We start from the raw sequence: 26,579 nt of genomic DNA, 5'->3' as shown, positions 1-26,579 counted from the left end.
CTCCGCGGCGCGCGACGCGACGCCGTCACCGGCGGCGATGCGCAACGACAGCACGAGGGCGGAGTTGGGCGAGTCGGCGTAGCGCCGCCCGAGATCGGCGAGGAGGCGGCGATCCGGATCCTGCGCCCCGTCGCAGAGCCGTGCTGCCGCCGCGAGGCTGACCTGCTCGTCCGAGGAGACGCGGGCGAGCTCGCGCAGCACGGGGCGCGGCGTCGCGGCGAACCACGAGGAGACGAGGGCGGGGTGCACCCCCGAGCCGGCAGACGCGTCGAGATCGCGGCGCAGCGAGAGCCAAGCCTCGACGAAGGCGTCGCCGAGCTCGCGCCGCCCTTCCGGCATCCCGGACAGCGCGGGCGGGGGCGCCGCGGCGACGCGGGCGGGGGCGAGAAGGGCGCACGAAACGAGCGCCGCGGCCGTCAGCGCGCATGACAAGGACCGCGAGGGCGGCGGGCTACGCCTCATAGAACATGGGCTCGTGCTGCGTGAGGAAGCGGTTGATGGCCGTCCGATCGCAGTGCGCCGGTCGCGTCGCCTGGATCTGTGAAGTCGCCTGATTCATTGGAGAGACGTTACCGGAAAACGGGGCGGAAGGACAAGGTGTCTTCGAGCCGCGGATCGCTACAGGGCGGCCGCGGAATCCTCGTGGACATCCTTCGGGCTCTCTCCCGGCGCGTCGGCCGTCGGCGCGCCGGGGGCGTCCTCGGGGAGATCGATCACCGCTGTCCCGCCGACGCCGGAACGCGACGCGGCGGCGTTGGCGATCTCCTGCCTCCCGGCGATCCCCGCGAGCCGCTCCTGCTCCTCGAGCCTGGCGACGTACGCGCTCATGCTCTTCACCGCCTTGTCGAAGTGGCGCGCGTTGTCGTGGCACATGCCGAGCAGGTAGTCGATCTCGGGGTGGCGGGCCGCGTACTCCGGGTGCCCTTGCTGGAGATCGTCGAGCGTCTCGATCGCCTTCTCGCACCTGGTCTTGTCCTGCGGATCCCTGCCGAGGAAGCTCAGGTACCCGCGAAGGAGCTCGAGTTGCGGCCCGCCGCGCCCGATTAGGTACTCGGGGACGGCGTGAAACCGCTCGAGCGCCTCGTCCGGGGTGCTCGTGTCCACGGCGCGTTGGACGTCGTCGAGCAGCGCGGCGAGGGCGGCCGCGTCGGACTCCTGGAGCTCGATGGACGGCTGCGGCGGCTCGATCCGCGGCCTGGGCGTGCGAGTGTCGGCGGCGAGCAGATCGGCGATGCGGCGCACGGAGGCGACCTCGCGATCTCCCGGGGCGAGCGGCTCGGCGCGCGCGATGAGGAGCTTCGCGACGCTCTTGCGGCCGTTGCCGAGCAGGGAGAGCGCCTGTCGCGCGAGGGACCTCCCGACCGCCGCGTCGTCGTCGCCGAGCCCGGTGAGCACGCGATCGACCCGGCTGTAAGGCCAGCTCGGCGCGTAGAACGTCGGGATGTAGCCCGAGAACCTGGAGAACGTGATCAGGTCGTGCGGCGCGGCGAACTCGATGCGCGCGTTGTCGTCCGTGTTCACGGGGAGGCGCGACCAGCCGGAGGCGTCCTTGCCGTTCGAGAGCTCGAGCAGCTCCCGCCGGTCGACCAGGAGCGCCCGCGCGAAGATGTCGGTGGGCTCGAAGACGTACGCGCGCCTGAGCTCCGCCGCGACGCGCGGATCCCGCATCACGCGGCGCATCCGCCCGACGTCGAACTCGATGGGCGAGAACGAGCCGAGGAGCACGGTGTCCGAGGAGAGGTCCTCGGTGGCCAGGAGGACGACGTGCGGGAAGACGCCGGCGAACGTCCGGAGGATCGTCTTGATGTTCTCCGGGGACATCTCGTACAGCTGCACCCACTGGCCGAAGACGCCGCCTGGCTTGAGCGCGCGCGCCGAGGAGGCGAAGCTCTCGGCGGTGAACATGTTCGCGACGCCCGTGATCCAGGGGTTGGACGGCTCCGAGATGATCACGTCGTACGCCGCCTCGGCGGTCGCGAGGAAGTTGCGCCCGTCGTTGTTGAAGATCGTGAGCCGCTCGTTGTCGACGAAGGTCTCGGGATCGGTCCAGTCGTAGGCCGGATCGTCCGGCGAGCGGTACTCGAGGTGGTTGACCTCGAGGTCGGGATCCGAGGGCGCGCCGGCCGCGTGCCCGAAGCTCACCGACGCCTCCATGACGGCCGACTCGAGCTCGATGCAGTCCACGCGCCGCAGCGGGAACTCGAGCGCCGCGCCGACCGTGACCCCGGACCCGAAGCCGACGATCGCGACGTCGAGGTCCTCGGGCCCGGCGGGGTGAAACAGGATCGGGTAGGCCGCGACCAGGATCTGCGTGGTCATGTCGTCGCCGTTCGACGCGTCGACCTTCCCGTTGTTCTTCATGGAGAAGTGCCGGCCCCAGATCTCGACGGAGACCGTCGTCGTGACGCCGTCGTAGTAGTACATGACGTCCGGATCGCCCCAGGACTCCTCGTCGAGCGCGTGCTCCATGAGCGAGATCCGGAAGACGCCGATGGTCAGCGAGGCCGGATCCCATCGCGGCGCGGCGAAGAGGAGAGCCGCGAGGCCCGCCGCGACGGCGATAGAGACCCCCGCGCGCGCGAGGCGCCCCACCCGCGACACCGCCACGAGCGCGACGGCGAGGACGGCGTACAGCGCGATCGACAGGAGGAACGCGATCTGCATGCCGATGCCGCCGCCGTAGTGCGAGAACAGCGGCACGAACGCGAACGCGGCGAGGAAGGAGCCGAGAATCGAGCCGAGCGTGTTCATCGCGTACACGCTCCCGACGTCGCGGCCCACCTTGCCGAGATCGCCCGCGGCGACGCGGATCGTGAGCGGGAAGGTCGCGCCCATCCCGATCGTCACCGGGAGGACCGCGAGCGCCGCCACGGCGAACATGATGGACTGCACGAGGACGACGTGCTCCTCGTACCCGTCGACGGAGCCCGTGACGAGGTGCGCGAAGACACGGGGGAGATCGTCGATGTAGAGGTAGCTGAGCGCCGCGAGGGCCGCGATCGCGATCTCGACCGCGGCGAGCGCGATGACCGGGTTCGCGAGGCGCTTCGACAGGCGGGAGAACACGGCCGCGCCGCCGGCGAGCCCCACGAGGAAGGCGAGCAGGACGAGCGCGAACGAGTAGACCGAGGATCCGATCACGAGCGCCGTCACGCGGTTCCACACGACCTGGAGGTTCATCGCCGCGAGCCCGGACACGAAGAACGCGGCGACGGCCACCGTCCGCTGTGCGGGCGTGGCGACGAACGGTACGGCGCCGTCGGCCTCCGGGAGGATGTAGCCCTCCTCCTCGACGGGACCCGCCGACCGGGCTTCCGGCGCGCGGGAATCGAGCCTCCGCGCGAACAGGATGATCGCCGCCGCGATGGCGAGGTCGAGGACCGCGGCCGTCGTGTTCGTGGCAATGAGGCCGATCGTCGGCAGGAGGATGAAGGTCGCGCAGAAGACGCCGACGATCGCGCCCACCGTGTTCAGGGTGTAGAGCGCGCCGACCCGGGAGCTGACGCGCACGAGGTGCGCCTCCTCGCGGACGTAGTGCCGCGAGAGGATGGGCAGCGTCGCGCCCATGCAGGTCGTCGGCACGATCAGCACGATCGCGACAGCCAGGAAGCGGCACAGGGAGAAGAGCCAGAAGCTGTTGCCGAGGTGCGTGACGAGGAAGCCGTTCACGTCCGGGTAGACGTTCCGGATGAGCCACGGGATGGCGAGCGCCGAGGCGCCGATGATCGCCTCGAGGACCGCGTAGCCGAGGAGCGGCGAGCGCAGCCTGTCGGCGACCTTCCCGAAGACCCACGAGCCGAGCGCGAGCCCGCCCATGAAGCAGGTAAGGACGGTCGAGATCGCGAGGGTCGTGGCGCCGAACACGAGCTCGGGCTGGCGGGTCCACACGATCTCCAAGGTGATCCCGGAGATGCCGGACAGGACGAAGGCGACGAGGACGAGCTGCGGCAACGGCCCTCCCGAAGGCTCGGCGGTCTACTCGATGATGGGCTCGGAGGGCGGGACGAGGAAGTAGACGTCGCGCGTGTCGAGCACGGTGATGCTGTCGCCGATGACGTCGACGAAGGCGTGGAAGAGCTGCGGCTCACCCGTCTCCTCGACGGTCGTGTTCATCTTCGGGTAGATGTCGAAGCACACCGGCGTGCCCGGGAGCACGTCCACGAACATGTCCGGCTGGGGATCCGCGTCCGTGTTCGCGGTCGCGAGCCCGCCGACGCAGATCACCAGCGGGTTCATGGGATCCTCGACGCCGCCGACGGTGTTCGGCACGATGTTGTCGATGAAGATCGTCGCGTCCACCGCGTCGCTCGTGTCGTCGCGCGCCACGACCGAGATGTCCATCGGCACGCCGTTCGCGAGCGTCTCCACCGCGTTCACGACGTTGTCGCCGAGCCCGGTCCCTGAGGTGCTGCCCGCGATCGTGAGCGGCCCGGTGTCGCTCACCGCGCCGGTGTCCGTCGAGATCTGCACGCAGTGCTGGTACTCGGGAGCGGAGGAGGAGGTCGTGCCCGAGGTGTTGATCGTGAGCACCTTGGCGTGGATCGCGTTCAGCGCGGCAACGGCTTGCGCGTACGTCGGCGGAACCGGCGTGATGCTGTAGTAGGCGTCGTACCCGCCCGGCCCGTTGTGGAACGGCGCGTCCGTGATGAGCACGATGATGGGGACCGCGCCGGGCCGGAAGCACGGATAGCCGATGTGGCCCGCCGGGCAGCCCGTCTGCGCGGCCAGGTAACCGCCGAAGCCGCTGCCGGTCGCGATCGCGTAGAGCGCCGGTACGTCGCTCTCGGACCAGTCGTTGCCGTAGTGGGTGGACAGCGAGTTGACCGCGGTCTGCGCTGAGGCCGTGCTCGAGGTCATGGCCTGGTTGAGCTGGAAGACGACGTCGCCCGAGGCCGAGTCGCCGAACGGCGAGTACGGGTAGTCGTCGAAGCGGCCCACGCCGAACCAGACGTTCGGGATGATCGCCTGAATCTGCGGGATGATGTACGTGCTCAGCGATGACTTGAGGTTCGTGATCTCGCCGCCCATGCTGCCGGTGGTGTCGACCGTGAAGAACACGTCGGCCATCTGGATGTCGGTCGCGAACACGAGCGTGTCCATCGTCGGGTCCGGGGTCTCCTCGTACGGCACGAGGAAGTAGAAGTTGCCCTCGGCGGCCGGGTTCGAGTCCGGGTCGAGCGGGTCGGTGCCGGCGACCACCTCGGCGAGGTCCGAGACGCCGTCGCCGTCCGTGTCCTCATCGTACGGATCCGTACCGATACTGATCTCATAATCGTCGGCGAGACCGTCGTCGTCGGCATCGGTATCGGTGACGTCGATTTCGTCGATATCGCCGTCGCAGTCGTCGTCGAACAGGTTGATCGGATCTTCCGAAGCGCCGGGGTAGACGGTGTCGTCGCCGTCGTCACAGTCGAACGGCAGGCACCACCCGTCGTCGTCCTCGTCCGTGCACTCGACGTCCGCATCGCTGTCCGAATCCGAGCCGCCGTCGGCGTCGGAATCGGTGTCGGAATCCGAATCGGAATCGGTGTCGGAATCCGAATCCGAGTCGGTGTCGGAATCCGAGTCGGTGTCGGAATCCGAATCCGAGTCCGAGTCCGAGTCCGAATCCGCATCCGAATCGGTTTCCGAGTCGATCGGGTTGTAGTCCGAGCCGCCGTTCTGGCAGGCGACGAGCGCGGTCAGGGCCAGGGGGAGGAGCCCAAAGATGCGGCGCCAATCCATGTCGTGCATAGTCGTATCCTCCTTGGTTTGCATGCGTATTAGATGACGGAAATCGGTTCGATTTCCACTCCAAAATTACGATTTCGCCAAAGGAGACGGGGCGGCTACTCGATCGGGGTCGAGGGCGGGATGAGGAAGAAGATCTCGCGCGTGTCGAGCACCGTCACGCTGTCGCCGATCACGTCGATGAACGCCGTGTACATCTGCGGCAGGGTCGTCGGCGGCACCGTGTCGTTCTGCTGCGGGAAGATGTCGAAGCACACCGGCGTGCCCGGCATCACGTCGTCGAAGAGGTCGGGGTAGGGATCGGAGTCGTTGTTGATCGTGTCCAGCCCGCCGACGCACATCACCGTCGGATCCTCCGGGTCCTCCACGCCGCCGACCGTGTTCGGCACGATCCTGTTGATGAACACCGTCGCGTCCACCGCGTCCGTCTCGTTGTCGCGCGCAACGGTTCCGATGTCGAACGGCACGCCCGTCGCGAGATCCTCGACCGCGTCCACGATGCTCGTGTCGAGCCCGGTCCCGTCTGAGTTGATCACGTACACGAGCGGCACGTCGTCGATCGCCGCGCCCGTGTCGAGCGCGATCGACTCGCAGTGCGTCTGCCCGATGTCGCCGGCCGAACCGGTGTAGACCGGCAGCACCTTGGCGTGGATCGTGTCGAGCGCCGCGACCGCGTAGTTGTACGAAGGCGGCTCGGTCGTGATGCCGACGTACGCTTCGTAGTCGCCGGGACCGTTGTGGAACGGCGCGTCGGTCATCATGATGATGATCGGGATCGCCCCGGGCCGGAAGCACGGGTACCCGTAGTGGCCGGCCGGGCACTCGGTCTGCGCCGGGAGGTACGTCCCGAGGCTGCCGCCGGTAGCGACTGCCCACAGCATGGGGACCTGGCTCTCCGGCCAGTCGGCCCCGGAATGCAACGAGAGAGCGTTGACGCCGGCCTGCGCGTCGGCGATGACCGAGGTCATCGGCTGGAGCAGGGCGAAAACGGAGTCCGTGCCCGTCGAGCCGTAGCTGCCGTAGGGGTAGTCGTCGAAGAAGCCCACGCCGAACCAGGCGAACGGGATGATCGCCGAGATCGCGGGGATGATCGTCGTGCTCAGCGTCGTCTTGAGGTTCGTGATCTCGCTGCCCATGCTGCCCGTCGTGTCCATGGCGAAGAACACGTCCGCGAACTGGATGTTCGTTTGGAACACGAGCGTGTCCTCGGTCGGCTCCGGCGGATCCATGTACGGCATGAGGAAGTAGAAGTTCCCCTCGGTCTTCGGGTTGACGTCCGGGTCGTTCGGATCGGTCCCGGCGTACCACTCGACGAAGTCCGAGAACCCGTCGTCGTCCGAGTCCGGGTCGTTCGGGTCGGTGCCGAACTCCTCCTCCATGCCGTTGGAGAGGCCGTCGCCGTCGTCGTCGGCGACCGGGTCCACGCCGCCGTCGGAGTCGGAATCCGAGTCGGCGTCCGTGTCCACGTCCGTGTCCGAGTCCGCGCCGCCGTCGCCGCTACTGTTCGAGTCGTCGTCGCCGATGCCCTGGCAGCCGAGCAGCGCCGCCGCGCAACAGAGCAGGATGTTCGCATGTCGATTCATGTTCGCACCTCGTTCTTTTCTAATGATGTGCTCGCTCATGTCCCTATCGTGCAGTTATTTCTGTCGGCGCGCTACTCGATGACCCCGACCGGCGGGACGAGGAAGTACACCTCGCGCGTGTCGAGCACCGTCACGCTGTCGCCGATGACGTCGACGAAGGCCGTGTAGATGACCGGAACCGACGAGGGCTCCACGGTGTCGTTCTGCGCCGGGATGATGTCGAAGCAGACCGGCGTGCCCGGCAGCACGTCGAGGAACACGTCCGCCTCGGGGTCGGAGTCGGTGTTCGCGGTCGTGAGCCCGCCCACGCAGATGACCGACGGATTCATCGGATCCTCCACTCCGCCGACGGTGTTCGGGATGATGTTGTCGATGAAGACCGTCGCGTCCACCGAGTCGCTCGTGTCGTCGCGCGCGACGACCGAGATGTCCAGCGGCACGTTGCTCGCGAGCTCCTGCACCGCGTTGACGACGTTGTCACCGAGCCCGGTCCCCGACGAGTCGACCCCGAACACCAGCGCCCCGGTCTCGGTCGAGATCGCCCCGGTGTCGGTCGTGATCGAGGTGCAGTTCGCGGTGACGCTGCCGTACCCTCCGGCCGACCAGACCGAGATCACCTTGGCGTGGACGTCGTTGAGCGCGGTGACGGTCGTCGAGTAGTCCGGCGGGATGGGCGTGACGCCGGAGTAGTCCGTGCCGAGGGTTGGCCCGTTGTGGAACTCCGCGTCGGTGATAAGGATGACGATCGGCACGGCGCCGGCGCGGAAGCACGGGTAGCCGACCTCGTCGCCCGTGCAAGCGGTCGTCGCGTCCACGCCGTAGCCGAGCGCCGAGCCGGTCGCGATCGCCCACAGCGCAGGCACCTGGCTCTCGGGACCGTCGTAGCCGCCCGTTGCGGTGAAGGTGTTCACCGCGGTCTGGACCGCCGACGCGTCCGAGGTCATCCGCTGGCTCAGCCAGAACGGGAGGTCGGACGAGCCGCCGTAGGTCCCAACCGGGTAGTCCTTGAAGTAGCCGGCGCCGAACCAGACGTCCGGGATGATCGTCTGGATCTGGGGGATGATCCCGGTCGTCGAGGTTGTCAGCGAGTTCTTGAGGTTGGTGATCTCGCCGCTCATGCTGCCGGTCGTGTCCATGAGGATGAACACGTCGGCCATCTGGATGTCGGTCGCGAACACGAGCGTGTCCTCGGTCGGGTCCGGGGGCTCGCCGTACGGCTCGAGGAAGTAGAAGTCGCCCTGCGCGCCGGGGTTCGCCTCCGGATCGAGCGGGTCGGTCCCCGCGACGTACTCGACGAAATCGGAGTAGCCGTCGTCGTCCGAGTCCGGGTCGTTCGGGTCGGTGCCGTTCTCCTCCTCGAAGCCGTTGGAGAGGCCGTCGCCGTCGTTGTCGGCGTTCGGATCGGTGCTCGTCTCGGTGTCGACGTCCGAATCGGAATCGACGTCCGAGTCCGAATCCGAGTCCGAATCGCCGTCCGAGTCCGAGTCGGCGCCGTAGGGCGATTGCTCGCTCTCGCAGCCCGACGAGAGCGCCGTCGCGCCGATCAGCCCGATGAACAGAATCGCGAATGCCCGTTTCATCTGATCGCTCCTTTTCGTGGTTATTCGATGACCCCGACCGGCGGGACGAGGAAGTACACCTCGCGCGTGTCGAGCACCGTCACGCTGTCGCCGATGACGTCGACAAAGGCCGTGTAGATCATCGGTACCGATGTCGGCTCCACTGTGTCGTTCTGCGCCGGGATGATGTCGAAGCAGACCGGCGTGCCCGGGAGGACGTCGAGGAACATGTCCGCCTCGGGGTCCGAGTCGCTGTTGGCCGTCGCGAGCCCGCCCACGCAGATGATCGACGGGTCGGTCGGGTCCTCGACGCCGCCGACGGTGTTCGGGATGATGTTGTCGATGAAGACCGTCGCGTCCACCGAGTCGCTCGTGTCGTCGCGCGCCACGACCGAGATGTCCATCGGCACGCCGTTCGCGAGCGTGGCGACCGCGTTCACGGCCTCGGTGCCGAGCCCGCTGCCGTCGCCGCCGATGAGGAAGGTGAGCGGCCCGGAGTCCGAAACGGCGCCGGTGTCGGTCGAGATCGCCTGGCAGTGCGAGAGCACCATCGCCGGGTCGTCGCCCTCGGTGCTGTAGATGGTGAGCACCCTCGCGTGGATGTCGTTCAGCACGGCCACCGTCTCGGCGTAGGTAGGCGGCTCGGGAACGACGCCCGAGTACATCGAATAATCGCTCGGGCCGTTGTGGAACGACGAGTCGGTAATGAGGATGATGATCGGCACGGCGCCCGGGCGGAAGCACGGGTAGCCGATGTGGCCCGCCGGGCAGCCTGTTTGCTCCGCGAGGTACGTCCCGAAATCGTTGCCGGTCGCGGTGGCGAAAAGCGCCGGTACGTCGCTCTCCGGGCCGTCGCCGCCGAAGTGCGAGGCCAGCCCGTCGACGGCGGCCTGCGCCACGGTCACCTCCTCGGTCATGATCTGGTGCAGGGCGAACACCACGTCGCCTGACGACGAGTAACCGTAGCTGCCGTACGGGTAGTCGTCGAACGCTCCCACGCCGAACCAGACGTCCGGGATGATCGCCTCGACACCGGGGATGATCGTGCCGCTCAGCGAGCTCTTGAGCGTCGCGATCTCGCCGCCCATGCTGCCGGTCGTGTCCATCAGGAAGAACACGTCGGCCATCTGGATGTCGGTCGCGAACACGAGCGTGTCCTGCGCGGGATCCGGCGGCTCGCCGTACGGCTCGAGGAAGTAGAAGTCGCCCTGCGCGCCGGGGTTCGCCTCCGGATCGAGCGGGTCGGTCCCCGCGACGTACTCGACGAAATCGGAGTAGCCGTCGTCGTCCGAGTCCGGGTCGTTCGGGTCGGTGCCGTTCTCCTCCTCGAAGCCGTTGGAGAGGCCGTCACCGTCGTTGTCGGCGTTCGGATCGGTGCTCGTCTCGGTGTCGACGTCCGAATCGGAATCGACGTCCGAGTCCGAATCCGAGTCCGAATCCGAATCGTTGTCCGCGTCCGCATCGGACGAGTAACCGGCGCTCTCGCAGCCCATGCTCATGGAACCGAGCGTCAGCGCCGCGACACCGAAAACGAAGAATATGCGCATCATGTTCGCCTCCTTGAAGTTTGTTTTCACATGTTAGTTGATTTTCATTCACTGCGTTTACGAAAAATGTAACGGAGCTTCATCGGCAGGCGAGGGCGAGCAGCCGCGCGTGGTACTTATCGCGCGCCAAGGAAACGCATGACAGGTCCGTTTTTCTCCGTCACTCGCGGTCGAGCGACGTCATGGAAATGAGCGCCGTGACCCGCTCGTCGATGGCGGCGTCGGTCAGCTGCGCGGTGCGCTCGACCCCGAAAGCCTCGCACGTGGCCGAGGCGACCGCCGCGCCGCAGATCATGCCGCGCTTGAGCGCCGCGAAGTCGGCGCGGCCGACGGACGCGAGGTACCCCATCAGGCCGCCCGCGAAGCTGTCCCCGGCGCCGGTCGGGTCGACGACCTCGTCGAGCGGGAACGCCGGCGCGAAGAACACGCCGTCCCCGTGGAACAGGAACGCGCCGTGCTCCCCGCGCTTGATGATGACCGCCTTGGGACCCATCCGCCGGACCTCGGCCGCCGCGCGCGCGATCTGCCGCTCGCCTGTGAGGAGCTGCGCCTCCTCGTCGTTGATGATGAGCAGGTCGGTCCGCCGCATCACCGCGCCGAGGGCGTCCCGCGCGGTGTTGATCCAGAGGTTCATCGTGTCGGTCGCCACGAAGCGATCCCCGTGCACGGCGTCGAGGACGGCGAGCTGGAGCTCGGGGTTGATGTTCCCGAGCATGACGTACCTGGAGGCCGCGTACCCGGCCGGGATCTTCGGGGAGAACGACGCGAAGACGCCGAGCTGCGTGTCGAGCGTCCGGCGAGACGAGAAGTCGTCCGCGTACACCCCGGCCCACCGGAACGTCCGCCCGGGAACGCGCTCGAGGCCGGCGAGATCCACGCCGTGCGACGCGAGGAGGCGGACGTGCTCGTCCGGGAAGTCGTTCTCGCCGACGATCGCCACGAGCCGCACCCCGCAGAACCGGCTCGCGGCGAGCGAGATGAAGGTCGCCGCGCCGCCGAGGATCTCGTCGCGCCTCCCCGCGCGCGTCTCGATGCTGTCGAACGCGACCGATCCGACGACGAGCAGCTTCTCGCTCATAGCACCCTCCCGAAGATCGGCTGCATCCGCCGCTTCGTCTCGGCCGGGATCGCCTTTCGATCCGTGACGATCGCGTGCTCGAGCGACGAGGCGCACGCGCACGACCGCTCGTCGCCCGGCTCGGACACGAGCGCCCGGATCAGGTCCCGCGCGGAGGCGACGTTCTTGCGCATGACGGCGAGCACCGCGCCGACGCTCACGTCCTCCTCTGTCTCGTGCCAGCAGTCGTAGTCCGTCGCGAGCGCGACGGTCGCGTAGCACATCTCCGCCTCGCGCGCGAGCTTGGCCTCGGGCATCGCCGTCATCCCGATCAGATCGACGCCGAGCCGGCGGTGCATCCGCGACTCGGCGCGCGTCGAGAAGGCCGGGCCCTCCATCACCATGAGCGCGCCGCCGCGGCGGTGCGCGAGGCCGATCCGCGCGGCGGCCGCCTCGAGGCGTGCCCGGAGCCCGTCGCACGTCGGGTCCGCGAAGGCGACGTGCCCCACGATCCCGTCGCCGAAGAACGTCGACGGGCGTCCCTTGGTCCTGTCGATGTACTGGTCCGGGAAGACGATGTCGCCCGGCCGGATCTCCTCGCGCATGCTTCCGACCGCCGAGACGCTCACGATCTCGCTCGCGCCGAGCGACTTGAGCGCGAAGACGTTGGCGCGGTAGTTGATCTCCGATGGCGTGAGATGGTGCCCGCGCCCGTGGCGCGCGAGGAACATGACCCGGCGCGCGCCGAGCACCCCCTCGACGACGGGAGAAGAAGGCGGCCCGTACGGCGTCTCCACCTCGTGCTCGCGGACCTCGGATAGGCCGCCGAGATCGTACAGGCCCGAGCCGCCGATGATCGCGATCGAGTCGTTGCGCATCGTCCTCTCCTTGGGTGGGTCGAGGCGGGCTACTCGGCCGTGGCCGGCTTCTCGAGGGCGGCCGGCTCCAGCGGCCCCGCAGCCTGCTCGGCCGGCGGGCCGCCCGACAGGTCGATGACGACGTCCTTGAGGTTCTCCTCGTGCAGCGTCACCGGGTACTTCTTCTCGAGGGCGTCGATCGCCGCGTCGATCGCGTTCTTGCGATCGTCGCGCTGCACGAGCATGGTGAGCCGTTCCTTGGCTTCCTCGAACGTCATGCTCATCTTTTCGCGATGGCCGGTGCGCATGACGAGGTGGTACCCCTTGTCGGTCTTGACGAGCTTGCGCGCGACCTCGCCGTTCTCCTTGAGCTCGAACGCGGCGTTCGCGACGGCCTCGGGCACCTCGGGATCGCCGTCGCGGCGCTCGGCGGTCCGCGGGAAGAACGTGAGGTCGCCGCCGCGGTTCTTCGACGCGGCGTCTTCGCTCCTTTCCTGCGCGATGCGGCGGAACTCGTACTGGCTCGGTGTCTTGGCGAGCATCTCCGCGAGCAGCTTCTCCGCCGCGGCCTTGTCGGCGATGAGGATGTGCCGCGCCCGGACCTTCTCGGGCTTGTTGTAAGCGTCGGCGTGTGCGTCGTAGTACTTGCGCATCGCATCATCCGTCGGCGCGACCTCCGGGGTCTCGTCGGCGATCTTCCGGTGCATCAAGGAGGCGAGCTGGTTCTTCCGCACGGACGCGACCTCGGGATCGGACGAGAACCCGCGCCGTTTGGCCTCGGCCGCGAGGACTTCCATGTTGATGATCTTGTCGATGAAGTCCTTGCGCTTCGCCGCGTCCGCCAGCTCCTTCCGGAGCAGGGGGCTCTGGCGATCGAGGGCGGTTTCGAGATACTCGAGCGAGATCTCCACGCCGTCGATCTTCGCGACCGGCAACGCGAGCCGCGCCTTCTCGGCGGCGGCGTCGACCGGAGCGGCGGCCGTGGTCGCGGGCGCGGCCTTCGGCGCCGGCTGGGCGGCGGCCTTGTTCGCGTCGTCCGGCCCGCTGTGCGCGGCGAGCGCGGAGATCCCGAACGCGGCCAGGGCCAGCGTGGCGACGATGATGTTGCGACGTCGGTTCACGGTTCTCCTCCGTATCCTATTTGGTGTCGTTCCGAGCGGCCGCCATACTCGCACAACCGTTCTTTCGCGGTCAAGGCCGGCGACGGGGCGCGGGAGCCGGGCTACGCGGTCCGGGGCAGCTCGAACGGGGTGTGCAGCCCGCTGTCGGGCGCGGTCGCGGCGAAGGGCGCCGGCGCCGTCGAGGGGCTGCGCGCCGCCTTGACGCGGACGAACTGCACGAGGTCGTCGAAGCGGAACGGCTTCGGCACGAAGCCGACGGCCCCGGTGTTCGCCCGAACGAGCTGCGCCAGGGAGAGGTGGTACGCGGACATCAGGATCGTCGTCACCTCGGGGAACCGCGCGCGGATCATCCGCGACAGCTGCAGGCCGTTCGTCTCCGGGACCATGAGATCGATGAGCGCGACGTCGAACCTGCCCGCGGCGAGCGCCTCGAGCGCGGACGCGCTGGACGAAGCGCCATCCGCCTGGAACCCCTCGAGCCGCAGGCCGATGACGAGCGCCTTCTGCTCGTTGAAGTCGTGGTCGATGACGAGAACCGAAAGGCCGTTCGCGCGAGGTGGCTCGTTCATCATTCGTTCGACTCGCCCAGGTTCCGCAACCCGCATGGTCGTGCGGTCCTCCGAATCTGCAACGGGCGTGCCGGAAGACACCTTTTTCGCATTTTGTTTGTAATCTAGTAATTACAATAAGTTGAGCTGATGGTCCGACCTGCTGGAGTGTCCATTCGAGCAGAATCCAGTTTTCACGAGTGAAATTTCAGCAGTCGAATTCGAAACCCCGGAAATTAAGACGCGGCGCGACGTCGGCGGCCTCCGACCGCCCTTTGACCTCCCGGTGGCGCGTGGCATAGTATGGAGAAAATCTGACGGGAATGGCGAGATGCTGGAGCGGATAGGCAACTGCAGGATTATCGAAGAGGTCGGCGCGGGCGGCATGGCGGTCGTGTACAAGGCCGTTCAGGAGCCGCTCGGGCGCACCGTCGCGATCAAGGCGCTCAAGTCGTCGATCGCGTCGGAGGCCCAGTTCGCGGAGCGGTTCGAGCGCGAGGCGAAGTTCATGGCCTCGCTCCAGCAAGAGAACATCATCAACGTCCACGACTTCATCAAGCTCGGCGGGACGATGTTCATCGTCATGGAGTACGTGGAGGGGATCGATTTGTACGATCTCCTCGAACAGACCCCGAACCGGCTGCCCGTCGAGGTCGCGACCATCGTCTGCCTCCAGGTGGCGCGGGCGCTGAACCACGCGCACTTCCGCGGGATCATCCACCGCGACATCAAGCCCGCCAACGTCATGATCTCCAAGAGGGGCGACGTCAAGCTGATGGACTTCGGCATCGCGCGCGACGAGTCGCTCTCGGATCTCACCGAGACCGGCACCGGGCTGGGCACCCCATCGTACATGTCGCCGGAGCAGATCCTCGGCGACAAGCTCGATCAGCGGACCGACGTCTGGTCGCTCGGCGTGGTCTTCTACCAGATGCTCGCCGGCGTGAAGCCGTTCGTCGAGGACGCGCGGCGCTCGGTGCTCCAGAAGATCCGGCTCGACCGCTACACGCCGGCGCGCAAGGTGAACCCCAAGGTCCCGCGATCGCTCGAGCGCATCCTCGGGCGGTGCATGGAGAAGCTGCCGGCCGACCGGTACCCGTCGATGCAGGCGCTCATCCACGAGCTCGAGGACTTCCTCGCGACGCGCGTGGTCATCAACTACAACGCCTACATGGTGAACTACCTCAAGGACCACGGCGTGCTCAGCGACGGCGAGGCGAGCGTCATCCTCGCGACCGGCGCCGTGCGCGCGGGGCAGAAGATCGTGCGCGAGGACCGCAAGTCCATGCGCCAGACGGGCCTGCTCTTCGCGGCGGCGCTCTGCGTGATGCTGTTCGGCGGGCTCGCCATCCAGCTCCTGTACTCGGACGCGACCGCGCGCGAGGCCGAAGACCGCGACGCCTTCGTCCCGGGCTCCTCGGGGTTCCTCGAGGTGGTCGTCGAGCCCTGGGCGAGCGTCCGCGTCGACGGGATCGACATGGAGCTGACGCCGTTCGCGCGGCCCCTGAGCCTCGCGCCGGGCGTCCACTACGTCGAGCTCTCGAACCCCTAATTCATGCCGGTCACGCGGGAGGTCCGCGTCGCCCCGGGGCAGACCGTGCGGCTCGTCGAGCAGCTGTCCGTCGACCAGGGCTCCAAGGGGGGCGGGCGGTGACGGGCGCGCGCGCCATCGGGCTCGTCCTCGCGGCGGCGCTCCTCGCGGCCACTCCTGCGGCCCGCGCTCACGAGCACGTCGCCAGGGCGGGCGAGACGCTGGATCAGCTCGCCATGCGCTACTACGGCTCGGTCTCGCGCTCGATGGTGATCCGCGCCGCGAACGGCTTCCTCCACCCGGACGACGGGCGCCTGCTCGAGGGCGAGCGCGTGAACATCCCTGAGGTCACGTACCACCGCGTCGTCGCCGGGGAGACCTGGGAGACGCTCGCCGACAGGTACCTGGGGTCCCCCCGCCGCGGCAAGCACCTCGCGGAGATGAACGGCGCCGAGGAGGCGAGCGCCCTCGCCGAGGGGCAGGTCGTGAAGGTGCCGTACCAGCTGCTGTACGTCCTCGCGCCCGACGAGACGCTCAAGAGCGTGGCGAAGCAGTACCTGGGCGAGGCGTTCTCCGCGTCGTGGCTGCACGGCTACAACCTGTTCAAGAAGAAGCGGTCGCTGAGCCGGGGCGACGCGCTGCTGGTGCCGCTCGTCAGCGTCGAGTTCACCGACGAGGCCGAGTCCAGCATCACGGCCGCCGAGGGGCCGGATCCCACCGCCGAGGACAAGGCGTTCCAGGCGGAGGCCGCGCTCGCCATCGCGAAGCTGCGCGAGGACTACGTCGCGGGGAGGTACGTCCACACCGTGGCCGAGGCGGAGCGCCTCCTCGGGACGGGCAAACTGACGGTCCCGCAGCAGATCGGGGTCTTCAAGTACCTGGCCTCGGCGTACGTCGCGTTCGGGGACCGGCCGGCCGCCGTCGCGGTGTTCCGCGAGGCGCTCGCGAAGCAGCCGGACATGGAGCTCTCGCCCATCACCACGTCGCCGAAGATCCTCGAGGCGTTCCGGGAGGCGCAGCGGCTGAACGAGAGCCCGAAGGGAAAGTGAGGGTGACATAAATTTACGTTTGGGCCGCTGTGTCAGTATGATGAAACCGTATTGGAGGGCCGGGCGCTCTCTCGAGGAGGGGTAGACATGAGCCGCAATGTGTTGATGGCCGTGATCATCGGCGCGCTCGCGTGGGCGACCTGCGCCGGTTGCGACAGCGAGGACAACAAGAAGTACGACGTCGACATTTTCTGGCAGATCGCCGGCGCGGACGTGTGCACGGCGAACCCCGGCGTGGGGACCGTGGGCACACTCGAGTTCGCGAAGGTCCGGATCGACGTCTATGAGGACGAGGATTCAGAGACGACAATCCAGAGTATCGAGGCAGATTGCAGCGACTTCTCTTACACGATCGAGGGGCTGAAGCGCGGCAAATACTGGGTGCGGGTCAACGCGATGGCGCAGCTCGAGGAGGACGACGAGCCGCTGCCGTATTACCAGGCCGAGGCGGAGATCAAGGCCCCTTCGAAGGCGGAGCTCGCCAAAGGGTACAAGTTCGCGCTCGAGGTCGGCAAGGCCACGGTCGAGGTTCGTTGGGGATTCGAGGAGATCGGCTACACCTGCACGGATTACGATGTCGAGGATGTCGACATCTCCATCGCGGACGAGGTGGCGCCCTGCTACGACGAGGACAACGGTCAGAAATACATCGTCGAGGACGTGAGTTGGAACAACTACACGATCGCGATCGACGGCTTGGACGCCGACGGGAACGTGGTCGCCCACGGCGACTACAACGACGGCAACCCTATCGAGATCAAGCCCAGGGAGTACGTCGGCGGCGACGCCATCGTCGTCGTGCTGAGCGACTAGATGCCCTCACGGCCCTGCCGCCTCGCGGTGCTGCTCTCCGGCGCCGGTTCCACCATGGTCAACCTTCAGGAGCACATCCTCCGCGGCGAGGTGCCGGCCGAGATCGCGGTGGTCGTGTCGAGCCGATCGGACGCCCTCGGGGTAGAGCGGGCGCGCGCGCTCGGGCTCGAGGTGCACGTGCTCGGCCGCAAGCCTTTCAGGCGGGGCGGGGCGTTCGACGGGACGGCGTACTCGGCCGCGCTCGCCGAGCTCCTGTCCCGTTTCTCGCCCGACCTCGTCGTGCTGGCCGGCTTCATGACGCGGCTCGACGCGCCCGTGCTTGATCGCTGGCCGGCGATGAACGTCCACCCGGCGCTCCTGCCCGCGTTCGGCGGCGAGGGGCTCTACGGTCACCGCGTCCACGAGGCGGTGCTCGCGTCCGGGGCGCGCACGACCGGCGCCACGGTGCACTTCGTCGACGCGCAGTACGATCACGGGCCGATCGTCGCGCAGGAGGAGGTCGCCGTCGCGCCGGGCGACACCCCGGACGATCTCGCGGCGAGGGTCCAGGAGGCGGAGCGGCGCCTCTACCCGCGCGCCGTGGCGGCGTTCGCCCGGGGGGAGCTCGCCGACAGGTGTCCCGTGAGGAGCCGGATGCGAGGCCAAACGTGATCGCGCGAAATGCCGCCGTTGTCGCCGCTTTCGTCGCGCTCGCCGCGGCCGGAGCCTGCCAGCGCGGCGGCGAGGAGGGTGCGGCCGGTCCGCGCGCGGCAGCGGAGGATCTGCTCGCGCTGCACGGCCTGCTCGGCCGGCAGCCGGAGTCGTTCACGGAGGAGGAGCGGAGCGCGCCAGTGGACAGGGGCGCCGTCGCGCAGCTCGTCTCCGACCTCGGCGCCTACGACGAGTTCACGGGCGATCTCTACGTCGGGTTCGTCGTCGGCGCGCTCGCGACGCAGCAGGGCAGGTGGACGACGTCGATGGACGGGGATCGGGCCGTCGTGGCGGCCGGGCAGGCGCGGATCGCGTTCGTCCGGCGGGGCGGCGCGTGGAAGGTCGAGCTCGCCGCGTCGGTGCCGGAGCCGATTCGCAAGAGGGCCGCCGAGGAGAAGCTTCGGTACGAGGCCGCCAAGGCCGCCGGCAAATCGCTGCGCTGAAGACCTATCCCCCGGCCCCTTCCCGATGCGGGAAGGGGAGCAGCCGGACCGATCTGGGAAAGAACGGATCTGATGCCTCCCCCTCCCGTGTCGGGAGGGGGACCGAGGGGGCAGGTCACGGCACGCAGACCTTGCGGTTGTCGGAGCCGCCGCCCGTGGAGCGGCAGATGAACTCGGAGTGCGCGAACTCCTGGCAGAAGGCGTTCTCGTCCTCGTAGCCCTCCGGCAGCGTCTCGCAGCTCAGGAAGCAGTAGTAGTCGTCCGTGGACTCGAACGGCGCGCAGACCTGGTCGAAGTCGTTCGAGCACTCGCCCTCCGCGGCGCAGCAGTCCGCGTCGTCCGTGCAGGTGTGCGTGCAGTAGCCGTCCTCGACGCGGTCCAGGCACACCGGATCGCCGATGAGCCCGCCGTCGACGACGTCCGGGAAGCACTCGTCCGCGGTCTCGCACGGCGACCCCGTGTTGTTGCCGAGCCCGTCGTCGTCGTCGTCGTGGCACGCCGCGGCCAGCGTGGCGGCGAGCGCGAGCGCTGTCGAAAGAGCGAGCAGCTTGGTCGTGCGCATCTCGAGACCTCCCTTGTCGTGCGATTCGGCTCCCACACGGATAGACGGCGCGGGGGCGTAATTCGGGTCAACCCTTCCGGATGACCTCCACCGCGTTGCGGAACAGGGCGAGGCCGTCGCCCTCCTCGGGCCGTTCCTCGCGCGTCCACCGCGGGTGGTTCGTGCGGTGCAGGAACGCCTCCGGGTGCGGCATCAGGCCCAGGAGCCGCCCGGTCGGATCCGTGAGCGCGGCGATCCCGTGGGGGCTGCCGTTCGGGTTCAGCGGGTACGCCTCGGTCGGGGCACCGGTCGCAGGATCGACGTAGCAGAGCGGCGCCTGGCGCGCGGACCGGATCCTCTCCATGACGTCGGCCGCGGCGACGATCTTGCCCTCGCCGTGGCGCACCGGCAGCTCGAGGCGGGCGAGGCCGCGCGTGAAGACGCAGGGCGACTCCGGATCGACCGCGAGCGTCACCCAGCGGCACTCGAAGCGGCCCGAGTCGTTCCAGGTGAGGGTCGCGGTCTGGGCCCCGCGCGCCCCGTCGAGGGAGGGCAGGAGGCCGAGCTTCACCATGAGCTGGAAGCCGTTGCAGATCCCGATCATGAGGCCGCCGCCGTCGACGAAGGCGCCGATCTGCTCGAGCAGCGAGCCGCCCGCGACCCGCGTGTGGCGCAGCCGGATGGCGGACGCGCGCGCCGAGCCGAGATCGTCGCCGTCGAGGAAGCCGCCGGGCAGGCACAGGAGATCGCACCCCGCGAGCGAGGCGTTGCCGGACGCGAGATCCCAGATGTAGGTGATCTCGACCCGATCCGCGCCGGCGAGCCGGCAGGCGTGGGCGGTCTCCATCTCGCAGTTGATGCCGTTGCCGGCGAGCACCATCGCGCGAACGACGCGTGCCATCAGCGCACCTCCTCGGGGGCGAGCGGCCGTTTCCAGGCGGCCTTGAGTGCGAAGACGTCCGCGTCCACGATCATGTCGCCCGCGATCCCGGCGACGATGAGGCGCGGGTCCTCGCTGACGTCCCCGACTCTCTTGGCGACGCCGCCCATCACGATCTCGAACGCGCGCGCGGCCGCGGCCGGGACCGTGACGACGAGGCGGCCGGGGGTCTCGCTGAACAGCAGCACGTCGTCGCGGTCGATGTCGCGGCGCGGCACCTCCCGGAGATCGACGTTCATCCCGAGCCCACCCGCGAAGGCCGCCTCCGCGAGCGCGACGCCGAGGCCGCCGTCCGAGACGTCGTGGCAGGAGGCCACGAGCCCGCCGCGCACGGCGCGGTGCAGCCACCTGTAGGTCGAGGCCGTCGCGCCGGGGTCGCGCAGCTTCGGCACCGAGCCGCCCGCGAGGCCGAGGTGGTCGAGGTACTGCGTCGCGCCGAGATCCGCGTGCGTCTCCCCGACGACGAACACGACGTCACCCGCGCGCTTCACGTCCATGGTCACCGCCTGCCGCGCGTCCTCGAGCTGTCCGACGGCGGTCACGAGCAGCGTCGGCGGGATCGAGATCCGCGTCGCGCCGATCGCGTAGTCGTTCTTCATGCTGTCCTTGCCCGACACGAGCGGCACGCCGTACGCGATGCACACCTCGTGGAGGGCGCGGGCCGCGCGGACGAGCTTCGCCATCTTCAGCCGGCCGTCCGGGTTCGCCTTGCTCTGCACCGGATCGCACCAGCAGAAGTTGTCGAGCGCCGCGATCCGCGACGGATCCGCGCCCACGGCGACCGCGCCGCGGACCGCCTCGTCGAAAGCGCACGCCGCCATGTGGTAGCTGTCGATGTCCGAGTAGCGCGGGCAGATGCCGTGGCTCACTGAGACCGCGCGCATGGACTCGAGGACCGGGCGGACCACGGCGGCGTCCGACGGGCCGTCGCACGCGGCGCCGACGAGCGGCTTCACGACCGAGCCGCCCTGCACCTCGTGATCGTACTGGCGCACCCAGCGCTCCTTCGAGCAGACGTCGAGGCGCCCGAGCAGCTCAGCCAGGCGGCCGCCGAGATCGCCGGGCGGGGGCAGCGCGGGCATCCGCTCGTCCGGGGCCCGCCACCGCGCCTCGAGCCGCATCTGCGGCAGGCCGTCGTGCAGGAACGCCATGTCGAAGAGCGCCACCGGCTTCCCGTCGTAGGACAGCTCCAGGTACGGGCCGGCGGTGTAGTCGCCGAGGTCCGTGGCCTCGACGCCCATCTCCCGCGCCAAGGCGAAGAACCGCCCCGCCTTCTCGGGGGGGACCGCCGCGGTCATCCGCTCCTGCGCCTCGGACACGAAGATCTCCCAGGGTTGGAGCCCCGCGTACTTGAGCGGCGCGAGCGCGAGGTCGATCCTCGCGCCTCCGGGCGCCTCGGCGGTCTCCCCGACAGAGGAGGAGAGGCCGCCCGCGCCGTTGTCGGTGAGGCAGCTCATGAGCCCCTCGTCGCGGGCCCGGAGCAGGAAGTCGATCATCCGCTTCTGCGTGATCGGATCGCCGATCTGCACGGCGGTCGCCGGCGAGCCCTCGTGGAGCTCCTCGGAGGAGAACGTCGCGCCGTGGATGCCGTCCTTGCCGATGCGGCCGCCTATCATGACGACGCGATCCCCCGGCCGGGCGGCCTTCTCGTACCCGGGCGTCCCGTCGATCTCGGCGGGCATGATGCCGCCGGTGCCGCAGAAGACGAGCGGCTTGCCGAGGAAGCGCTCGTCGAACACGAGCGATCCGTTGACCGTGGGCACGCCGCTCTTGTTGCCGCCGTGCTCGACGCCCTCGCGCACGCCCTCCATGACGCGGCGCGGGTGCAGGAGCCGCGGCGGGATCTCGCCGTCGAAGGACGGGTCGGCGAGGCAGAACACGTCCGTGTTGCAGAACAGCCGCGCACCGCGCCCCGTGCCGAGCGGATCGCGGTTCACGCCGACGATGCCGGTCAGCGCGCCGCCGTACGGATCGAGCGCGGACGGCGAATTGTGGGTCTCGACCTTGAACACGAGGTTCGTGTCGTCGTCGAACCGCCACACGCCGGCGTTGTCCTTGAAGACCGACAGGCAGAAGTCGTCGGCGCCGAGCTCCCGCCGCACGACCGCGGTCGCGTGCTGGATGTACTTCTTGAAGATGGAGTCGATCTCGCTCGCCCCGGTCGCCTCGTCGAAGTACGAGACGTACGCGTTGAAGATCTTGTGCTTGCAGTGCTCCGACCAGGTCTGCGCGAGCACCTCGACCTCGACGTCGGTCGGCGCCTCGGGCAGCCCGCGCGATCTGCGGGCCTCCTGCACCGCGGGATCGCGGTAGTGATCGCGCACGGTGCGCAGCTCGTCGAGGGAGAGCGCGAGCGTGCGCCGCTTCGAGAGCTCCGCGAGCGCCTCGTCGCCGCGCTCGAGGTCGATAGTCTCCACGATCGGCGGCGCGTGGTCGGTGACGCGCGGGACCTCGGCGGACATGCCAAGGGACTCCTCGAACGCGCGCCGGTCGACGGCGCGGAACCTGTGGATGAGCGTGTTGCACAGGAGCCCCGTCGCGATCGCCTCGGCCTCGGAGCGCACGAGCTCGCCGAAGAGGAGGTACTGACGGCTCGTGTAGACGCACGCCGTCTCGGGCAGCGCGTCCCCCAAGACTAGGCGCGCCGACTCGGTGGAGGTCCGGCCGACGTTGTCGGTGACGCCCGGCTTGAACCCGACCTCGATGAGCCAGTCGAAGCCGCGCGCGAGCGGGGAGTCCACCGACCAGTCGTGGATCACGGGATCGCGGAACGCCTCGGCGAGGCGCTCGAGCTCTCCGCGCGCGAGATCGGCGTCCACGGTGTACACGTCGACCGTGCGCACCTTCGCGACCTGGTAGCCCAGGTAGCGCCCTATCTCCGACGCCACGCGCGCGCCGAGCGCGTCGCGGTGGCCTCGCTTGAGGGCGATCTCGATACGGTGGGGCATCGGCTCCTCCTGTGAAACGTCATCGGCGGACATACCACAACGGCGGGTCTGTTGAAACCCGAGGACCGGGTCGATCGTGCCGGGCGCGACGGGCGTCGGTCCGGGGGCGGCGAACCGGCGTTGGGAGGCGGGCTATTCCTCTTTTTCGAGCTTGCCGAGTTCGGTCTCGATCGCGGAGACCGCCTGCTTCAGCTCGGGCATGAAGTCGGTCGCGAGGGAGATCCCCTTGCGCGTCGGCTTCCACTCGCCCTGGTCGTCCATGTAGTAGATCCGCAGGTCGATGTACCGACGGCCCTTGAATTCCTTGATGCCCGCGCGGACCTCTTCGGTCGGATTGCGCTTGAAGCTGGCGACAACTTTATCTTCGGCCATGGCGTCCCTCCAAATGTTCTTTTGCAGATGGTTGCCGATTGCGTATCATGAAAACGTAACGATCATCAATTACGATTTACGTATGAGGGTTTCCAGGTTCGTTTCAGATTTGAAGGCAGGGTGATGTCGGGAGCTCAAGAACAAACGCCCAACGTCGCGCTGGTCGTCGGGCGGAACGTCCACGCGGCGCGGGCCGCCGAGCTGGCGGCGCTCGAGGGGCCGGACGGCTCGATCGCGCTGCCCGACGGGACGCGGCTCCGCGTGCGGCTCTACGGCGATCCGGCCGAGGCGCTTTCGGAGATCCGGCAGCGGCCCCACGGCGCGATCCTCATCGACAACCGGGGCGACGACGGGTGCGCGGAGTTCGGCGAGACCACGGCGGGCAAGATCCTGCCCGGGCTGCTCGCGAGCGCGGGGAGCGTCCGGATCGCGCCCCGGAACGCGGTGATCGTCATCCTGCCGCGCGGCGAGTCGACCGCGCTGCACTCGTACGCCATCGGCTCGCTCCAGCTCGGCGGCGTGCTCGTCGATCCTCCGTCGCTCGCCGAGATCCTCTCCGCGGCGCACCGCGTCGCGAGGCCTTCCGAGCCCGGCAAGATCGCCCTGTGCCTCGCCGGCGGCGGCATCGAGGGCATGTTCTACGAGATCGGCGTCCTGCGCGCCCTGGACGCCGTCCTCGACGGCCGCGCGGTCTGCGATTTCGACGTGTTTTCGGGCATTTCTGCGGGTGCCGTCATCGCCGCGTTCCTCGCGAACGGCGTCCGGCCGGCCGAGATCGCCGACGCCCTCCACGGGCGCGAGAGCCGGATCGCGCCGGTCACGCGGACGATGCTCTTCGACCCCAACCTCGGCGAGGTCGCGCGTCGGATCGGCGGCGCGGTTACGGACATGATGCGGGGCCGCTTCTTGACGAGCCCCATCGACTCGGCGATGAAGGTCGCGCCGAACGCGCTGTTCTCCGGGGACAAGCTGCGCGAGTACCTCTCCCGGGAGCTCTCGAAGCCCGGGTTGACGAACGACTTCACGAAGCTCGGGAGGCAGCTCTACATCGGCGCGACGGATCAGGACTCGGGCGCCCACGTGACGTTCGGCGTCGAGGGGATGGACGACGTCCCGATCTCGAGCGCGATCCGCGCGTCGGCCGCCATGACCCCGTACTACGCGCCGGAGCAGATCGGCGGCCACTACTTCGTGGACGGCATCTTCACGCGGACCATCGATCTCGACGTGGCGGTCGCCAACGGCGCGCGGCTCGTGATCTGCATCGATCCCCTGACGCCGGTCCAGGTGGACGAACCGGGCTTCGCGAGCGGTCGCGGAGGCCTGTTCACGACCGTGCAGTCGGTGAAGTCGATGATCCGGACGCGCTTCTCCGAGGTGATAGGCCGCGCCGAGGAGTCCTACCCCGAGGTCACGGTGTTCGTCTTCTCGCCGACCCCGCGCGATCTCGAGAAGATGAGCGGCACGCTCATGCGGTTCTTCTACCGGACGGAGACCGAGGAGATGGCGTTCGAGTCCGCGCAGCGACGCATCGCGGCCGACTACGACTGGCTTGCGGCAGATCTCGCGCGGCACGGGTTCGCGCTCCGGAAGCCGTAGGGTCGCGGGATCTCACCCCGCCCCCGAAAGGGAACCCTAGCTCGACTTGAGCAGGGAGCGGACGACGCGGCCGATCTCGCCGCAGTCGCCGGGCTTGATCGTGAGGAGCGCCTCGTCGAGGCCGGCCCGATCCGCCGCCGCGCCGTACACGACCACCTTCGACGGCGCCGCGCAAACGGCGAGCCGGTTCGCCGCGTGCACGAGCTCCGGGCCCCCGTCCGCGTTGACGCAGACGACCGTGGGCGACTGCCGGCCGATCGCGACCGCGGCGTCGAGGCAATCCGAGAAGGTCTGGACGTCGACTTCGCTGCCGAGGGTGCGCGCGATCTGGTCTCGCGTGCCGGCGGCCCCGTCGATGATCACGACGCGCCGCGGCGTCATGGCGAAGCCATCCGGAACCGGGTAGCCGAACTTGGTCAGGAACTCGACGATGTCGTCGCGCCGGAACCGCAGGTGTCGGCCCGGGGTGCGGAAGAACTTGATCTCGCCGCGGCTGACCCAGTTGTGGATCGTCTTCAGATCGGTCGAGCACAGTTTCGCGAGCTGCGGAGCGGTGAACAGGTCGTTCGCTTGCATGTCGTGGCTCCAGTGGGTGGTGGTGGTTTCGCCCCTATGATCCGGTCGCGCCGAAGTCGTCGATCTTCCAGTACCAGTCGGTGTTGGCCACGTACCTGAAGCGTATCCGGAAGTTGGAGTTGGCGCTCAGGTACGACGTGATGCTCGTGTTCACGAGCCCGGTCGCGTCCGCGGAGTACGTCGTGACGGTCTGCCAGGTGCCGCCGTCGACGCTGATCTGGACGTACGCGTAGTCGCCCACATTGTAATTGTAATCGTGGCGGTAGGAGAGGGTCACAGTGGGGCACGTTCCCCGCTGGTAGAGCGCCGAGACGAGCCGGTCGTCGTAGCTCGCGGCGTAGTGCCCGTCCACCCACCAGTAGCCCCCGGTGCCGCCGGTCGTGTTGCTCGCGCTCGACCAGACCCAGTCGTAGCCGTAGGCGTCGCCGTCGTAGTCCTCGACGCTCCACCCCGCGGGCAGCGAGGACGCGGTGAACTGCTCCAGGACCGACAGGGTGCACCCGTCGACGCCCACGCAGAGCCCGGTGGACTGGCACGTGTCGCTGATGGTCACGGGGTCGCCGTCGTCGCAGGTGGAGCCGATGTTGATGGGCGTCTGGCCGCACGTCGAGTCGCCGTCGCAGTAGTAGTCCATGCACGTCGTGTCGGTGCAGGTCACCGTCGTGCCCAAGCACGATCCCGCCCCGTTGCACGTCGTGTTGTACGTGCACAGGTTGCCGTCGTCGCAAGCCGACCCGCTGGGGTACGAGACCGCGCAGCTCACCGTCCCGTCGCACGCCCGGTTGACGCAGAGCGAGCTCGTGCAGGTGATGTCCGTCCCGTCGCACACGTCGCTCGCGTTGCACACGTCGTTGTACGAGCAGAGGTTCCCGTCGTCGCAGCCCAGCGCCGATCGCCACTGCCAGACCCCGGACGCGTTCGTGCACCGGTAGACCGTCCCGCCGCACGTCACCCGCTGGCACAGCGTGTGCGTCGTCTCGTTGCACACCGCCGTCGAGCCCCCGCCGCACGCGCCGTTCGCCCCGTTCAGCCCGCACCCCGTGCACGTCTTCGCGTAGTACAGCGTGTTCGCGTC

21 protein-coding genes and 1 pseudogene are annotated in these 26,579 nt (G+C 68.7%); 6 read left to right on the top strand and 16 right to left on the bottom strand.

Features of this window, described 5'->3' with window-relative positions; translation table 11 throughout:
• From M0R80_22195 to M0R80_22150, 10 genes and pseudogenes are all read right to left on the bottom strand, one after another.
• Nucleotides 1–462, bottom strand: a 462-nt coding sequence (locus M0R80_22195) for a hypothetical protein (protein MCK9462345.1), incomplete at its 3' end; no start/stop codon positions are given.
• A 156-nt stretch (nucleotides 463–618) separates the two neighbouring features.
• A complete protein-coding gene (locus tag M0R80_22190; protein MCK9462344.1) occupies nucleotides 619–3,951 on the bottom strand; it encodes a fused MFS/spermidine synthase in 3,333 nt (1,110 codons plus the stop codon).
• Between the two features lie 24 nt (nucleotides 3,952–3,975).
• Entirely contained in the window at nucleotides 3,976–5,259 is a 1,284-nt protein-coding gene (locus M0R80_22185; protein MCK9462343.1) for a thrombospondin type 3 repeat-containing protein, read from the bottom strand.
• A gap of 569 nt (nucleotides 5,260–5,828) precedes the next feature.
• Nucleotides 5,829–7,313, bottom strand: coding sequence for a hypothetical protein (locus tag M0R80_22180; protein ID MCK9462342.1), 1,485 nt, complete (start codon nucleotides 7,311–7,313; stop codon nucleotides 5,829–5,831).
• 71 nt (nucleotides 7,314–7,384) lie between these two features.
• Nucleotides 7,385–8,893 (bottom strand): hypothetical protein, encoded by a 1,509-nt coding sequence (locus M0R80_22175; protein ID MCK9462341.1) that lies wholly within the window; start codon nucleotides 8,891–8,893, stop codon nucleotides 7,385–7,387.
• Between the two features lie 20 nt (nucleotides 8,894–8,913).
• Nucleotides 8,914–10,203: pseudogene (locus M0R80_22170) on the bottom strand (VWA domain-containing protein).
• A 376-nt stretch (nucleotides 10,204–10,579) separates the two neighbouring features.
• The gene (locus M0R80_22165) at nucleotides 10,580–11,497 is read right to left on the bottom strand and encodes a PfkB family carbohydrate kinase (GenBank protein MCK9462340.1); all 918 of its coding nucleotides are present in this window, start codon (nucleotides 11,495–11,497) and stop codon (nucleotides 10,580–10,582) included.
• A complete protein-coding gene (mtnP, locus tag M0R80_22160; GenBank protein ID MCK9462339.1) occupies nucleotides 11,494–12,354 on the bottom strand; it encodes an S-methyl-5'-thioadenosine phosphorylase in 861 nt (286 codons plus the stop codon). The genes M0R80_22165 and mtnP overlap by 4 nt, the downstream gene beginning before the upstream one ends.
• A gap of 29 nt (nucleotides 12,355–12,383) precedes the next feature.
• Nucleotides 12,384–13,454, bottom strand: coding sequence for a peptidyl-prolyl cis-trans isomerase (locus M0R80_22155; GenBank protein MCK9462338.1), 1,071 nt, complete (start codon nucleotides 13,452–13,454; stop codon nucleotides 12,384–12,386).
• A 101-nt stretch (nucleotides 13,455–13,555) separates the two neighbouring features.
• Nucleotides 13,556–14,026: a response regulator gene (locus M0R80_22150; protein MCK9462337.1), complete on the bottom strand. Its 471-nt coding sequence runs from the start codon at nucleotides 14,024–14,026 to the stop codon at nucleotides 13,556–13,558.
• A 307-nt stretch (nucleotides 14,027–14,333) separates the two neighbouring features.
• Between M0R80_22150 and M0R80_22145 the strand changes: the two genes are divergently transcribed.
• The 5 genes from M0R80_22145 to M0R80_22125 all read left to right on the top strand — a co-directional run bounded on the left by M0R80_22145 (nucleotide 14,334) and on the right by M0R80_22125 (nucleotide 18,528).
• On the top strand, nucleotides 14,334–15,554 hold the full coding sequence (locus M0R80_22145; GenBank protein MCK9462336.1) for a serine/threonine protein kinase: 1,221 nt from the start codon (nucleotides 14,334–14,336) through the stop codon (nucleotides 15,552–15,554).
• Nucleotides 15,555–15,652: 98 nt separating this feature from the next.
• Entirely contained in the window at nucleotides 15,653–16,582 is a 930-nt protein-coding gene (locus M0R80_22140) for a LysM peptidoglycan-binding domain-containing protein (GenBank protein MCK9462335.1), read from the top strand.
• Nucleotides 16,583–16,669: 87 nt separating this feature from the next.
• Nucleotides 16,670–17,395: a hypothetical protein gene (locus M0R80_22135; GenBank protein ID MCK9462334.1), complete on the top strand. Its 726-nt coding sequence runs from the start codon at nucleotides 16,670–16,672 to the stop codon at nucleotides 17,393–17,395.
• Entirely contained in the window at nucleotides 17,396–18,046 is a 651-nt protein-coding gene (gene purN / locus M0R80_22130; protein ID MCK9462333.1) for a phosphoribosylglycinamide formyltransferase, read from the top strand.
• Nucleotides 18,043–18,528 carry a hypothetical protein gene (locus M0R80_22125; protein ID MCK9462332.1) on the top strand — a complete coding sequence of 162 codons (486 nt, stop codon included), beginning with the start codon at nucleotides 18,043–18,045 and terminating at the stop codon, nucleotides 18,526–18,528. Before purN ends, M0R80_22125 begins: the two co-directional genes overlap by 4 nt.
• A gap of 115 nt (nucleotides 18,529–18,643) precedes the next feature.
• On the opposite strand, the gene M0R80_22120 is transcribed toward M0R80_22125, so the two are convergent.
• From M0R80_22120 to M0R80_22105, 4 genes are all read right to left on the bottom strand, one after another.
• Nucleotides 18,644–19,090: a hypothetical protein gene (locus tag M0R80_22120; GenBank protein ID MCK9462331.1), complete on the bottom strand. Its 447-nt coding sequence runs from the start codon at nucleotides 19,088–19,090 to the stop codon at nucleotides 18,644–18,646.
• Between the two features lie 67 nt (nucleotides 19,091–19,157).
• Complete coding sequence (locus M0R80_22115; GenBank protein ID MCK9462330.1) at nucleotides 19,158–19,970, bottom strand: phosphoribosylformylglycinamidine synthase subunit PurQ; 813 nt, start codon at nucleotides 19,968–19,970, stop codon at nucleotides 19,158–19,160.
• Nucleotides 19,970–22,957 carry an AIR synthase-related protein gene (locus M0R80_22110; protein MCK9462329.1) on the bottom strand — a complete coding sequence of 996 codons (2,988 nt, stop codon included), beginning with the start codon at nucleotides 22,955–22,957 and terminating at the stop codon, nucleotides 19,970–19,972. Before M0R80_22110 ends, M0R80_22115 begins: the two co-directional genes overlap by 1 nt.
• A 132-nt stretch (nucleotides 22,958–23,089) precedes the next feature.
• Nucleotides 23,090–23,329: a transcriptional coactivator p15/PC4 family protein gene (locus tag M0R80_22105; GenBank protein MCK9462328.1), complete on the bottom strand. Its 240-nt coding sequence runs from the start codon at nucleotides 23,327–23,329 to the stop codon at nucleotides 23,090–23,092.
• Between the two features lie 123 nt (nucleotides 23,330–23,452).
• Here M0R80_22105 and M0R80_22100 point away from each other — a divergent pair, with 123 nt between their 5' ends.
• Nucleotides 23,453–24,928: a patatin-like phospholipase family protein gene (locus M0R80_22100; protein ID MCK9462327.1), complete on the top strand. Its 1,476-nt coding sequence runs from the start codon at nucleotides 23,453–23,455 to the stop codon at nucleotides 24,926–24,928.
• A gap of 36 nt (nucleotides 24,929–24,964) precedes the next feature.
• On the opposite strand, the gene M0R80_22095 is transcribed toward M0R80_22100, so the two are convergent.
• On the bottom strand, nucleotides 24,965–25,504 hold the full coding sequence (locus M0R80_22095; GenBank protein ID MCK9462326.1) for a helix-turn-helix domain-containing protein: 540 nt from the start codon (nucleotides 25,502–25,504) through the stop codon (nucleotides 24,965–24,967).
• Nucleotides 25,505–25,538: 34 nt separating this feature from the next.
• The coding region (locus tag M0R80_22090) for a hypothetical protein (GenBank protein ID MCK9462325.1) at nucleotides 25,539–26,579 on the bottom strand (1,041 nt) is incomplete at its 5' end.

This window comes from Pseudomonadota bacterium, from assembly GCA_023229365.1.
Taxonomy (GTDB): domain Bacteria; phylum Myxococcota_A; class Polyangia; order JAAYKL01; family JAAYKL01; genus JALNZK01.
The sequence above is the reverse complement of the archived record's forward strand: the minus strand, read 5'-3'. Positions and strand labels throughout refer to the sequence as shown.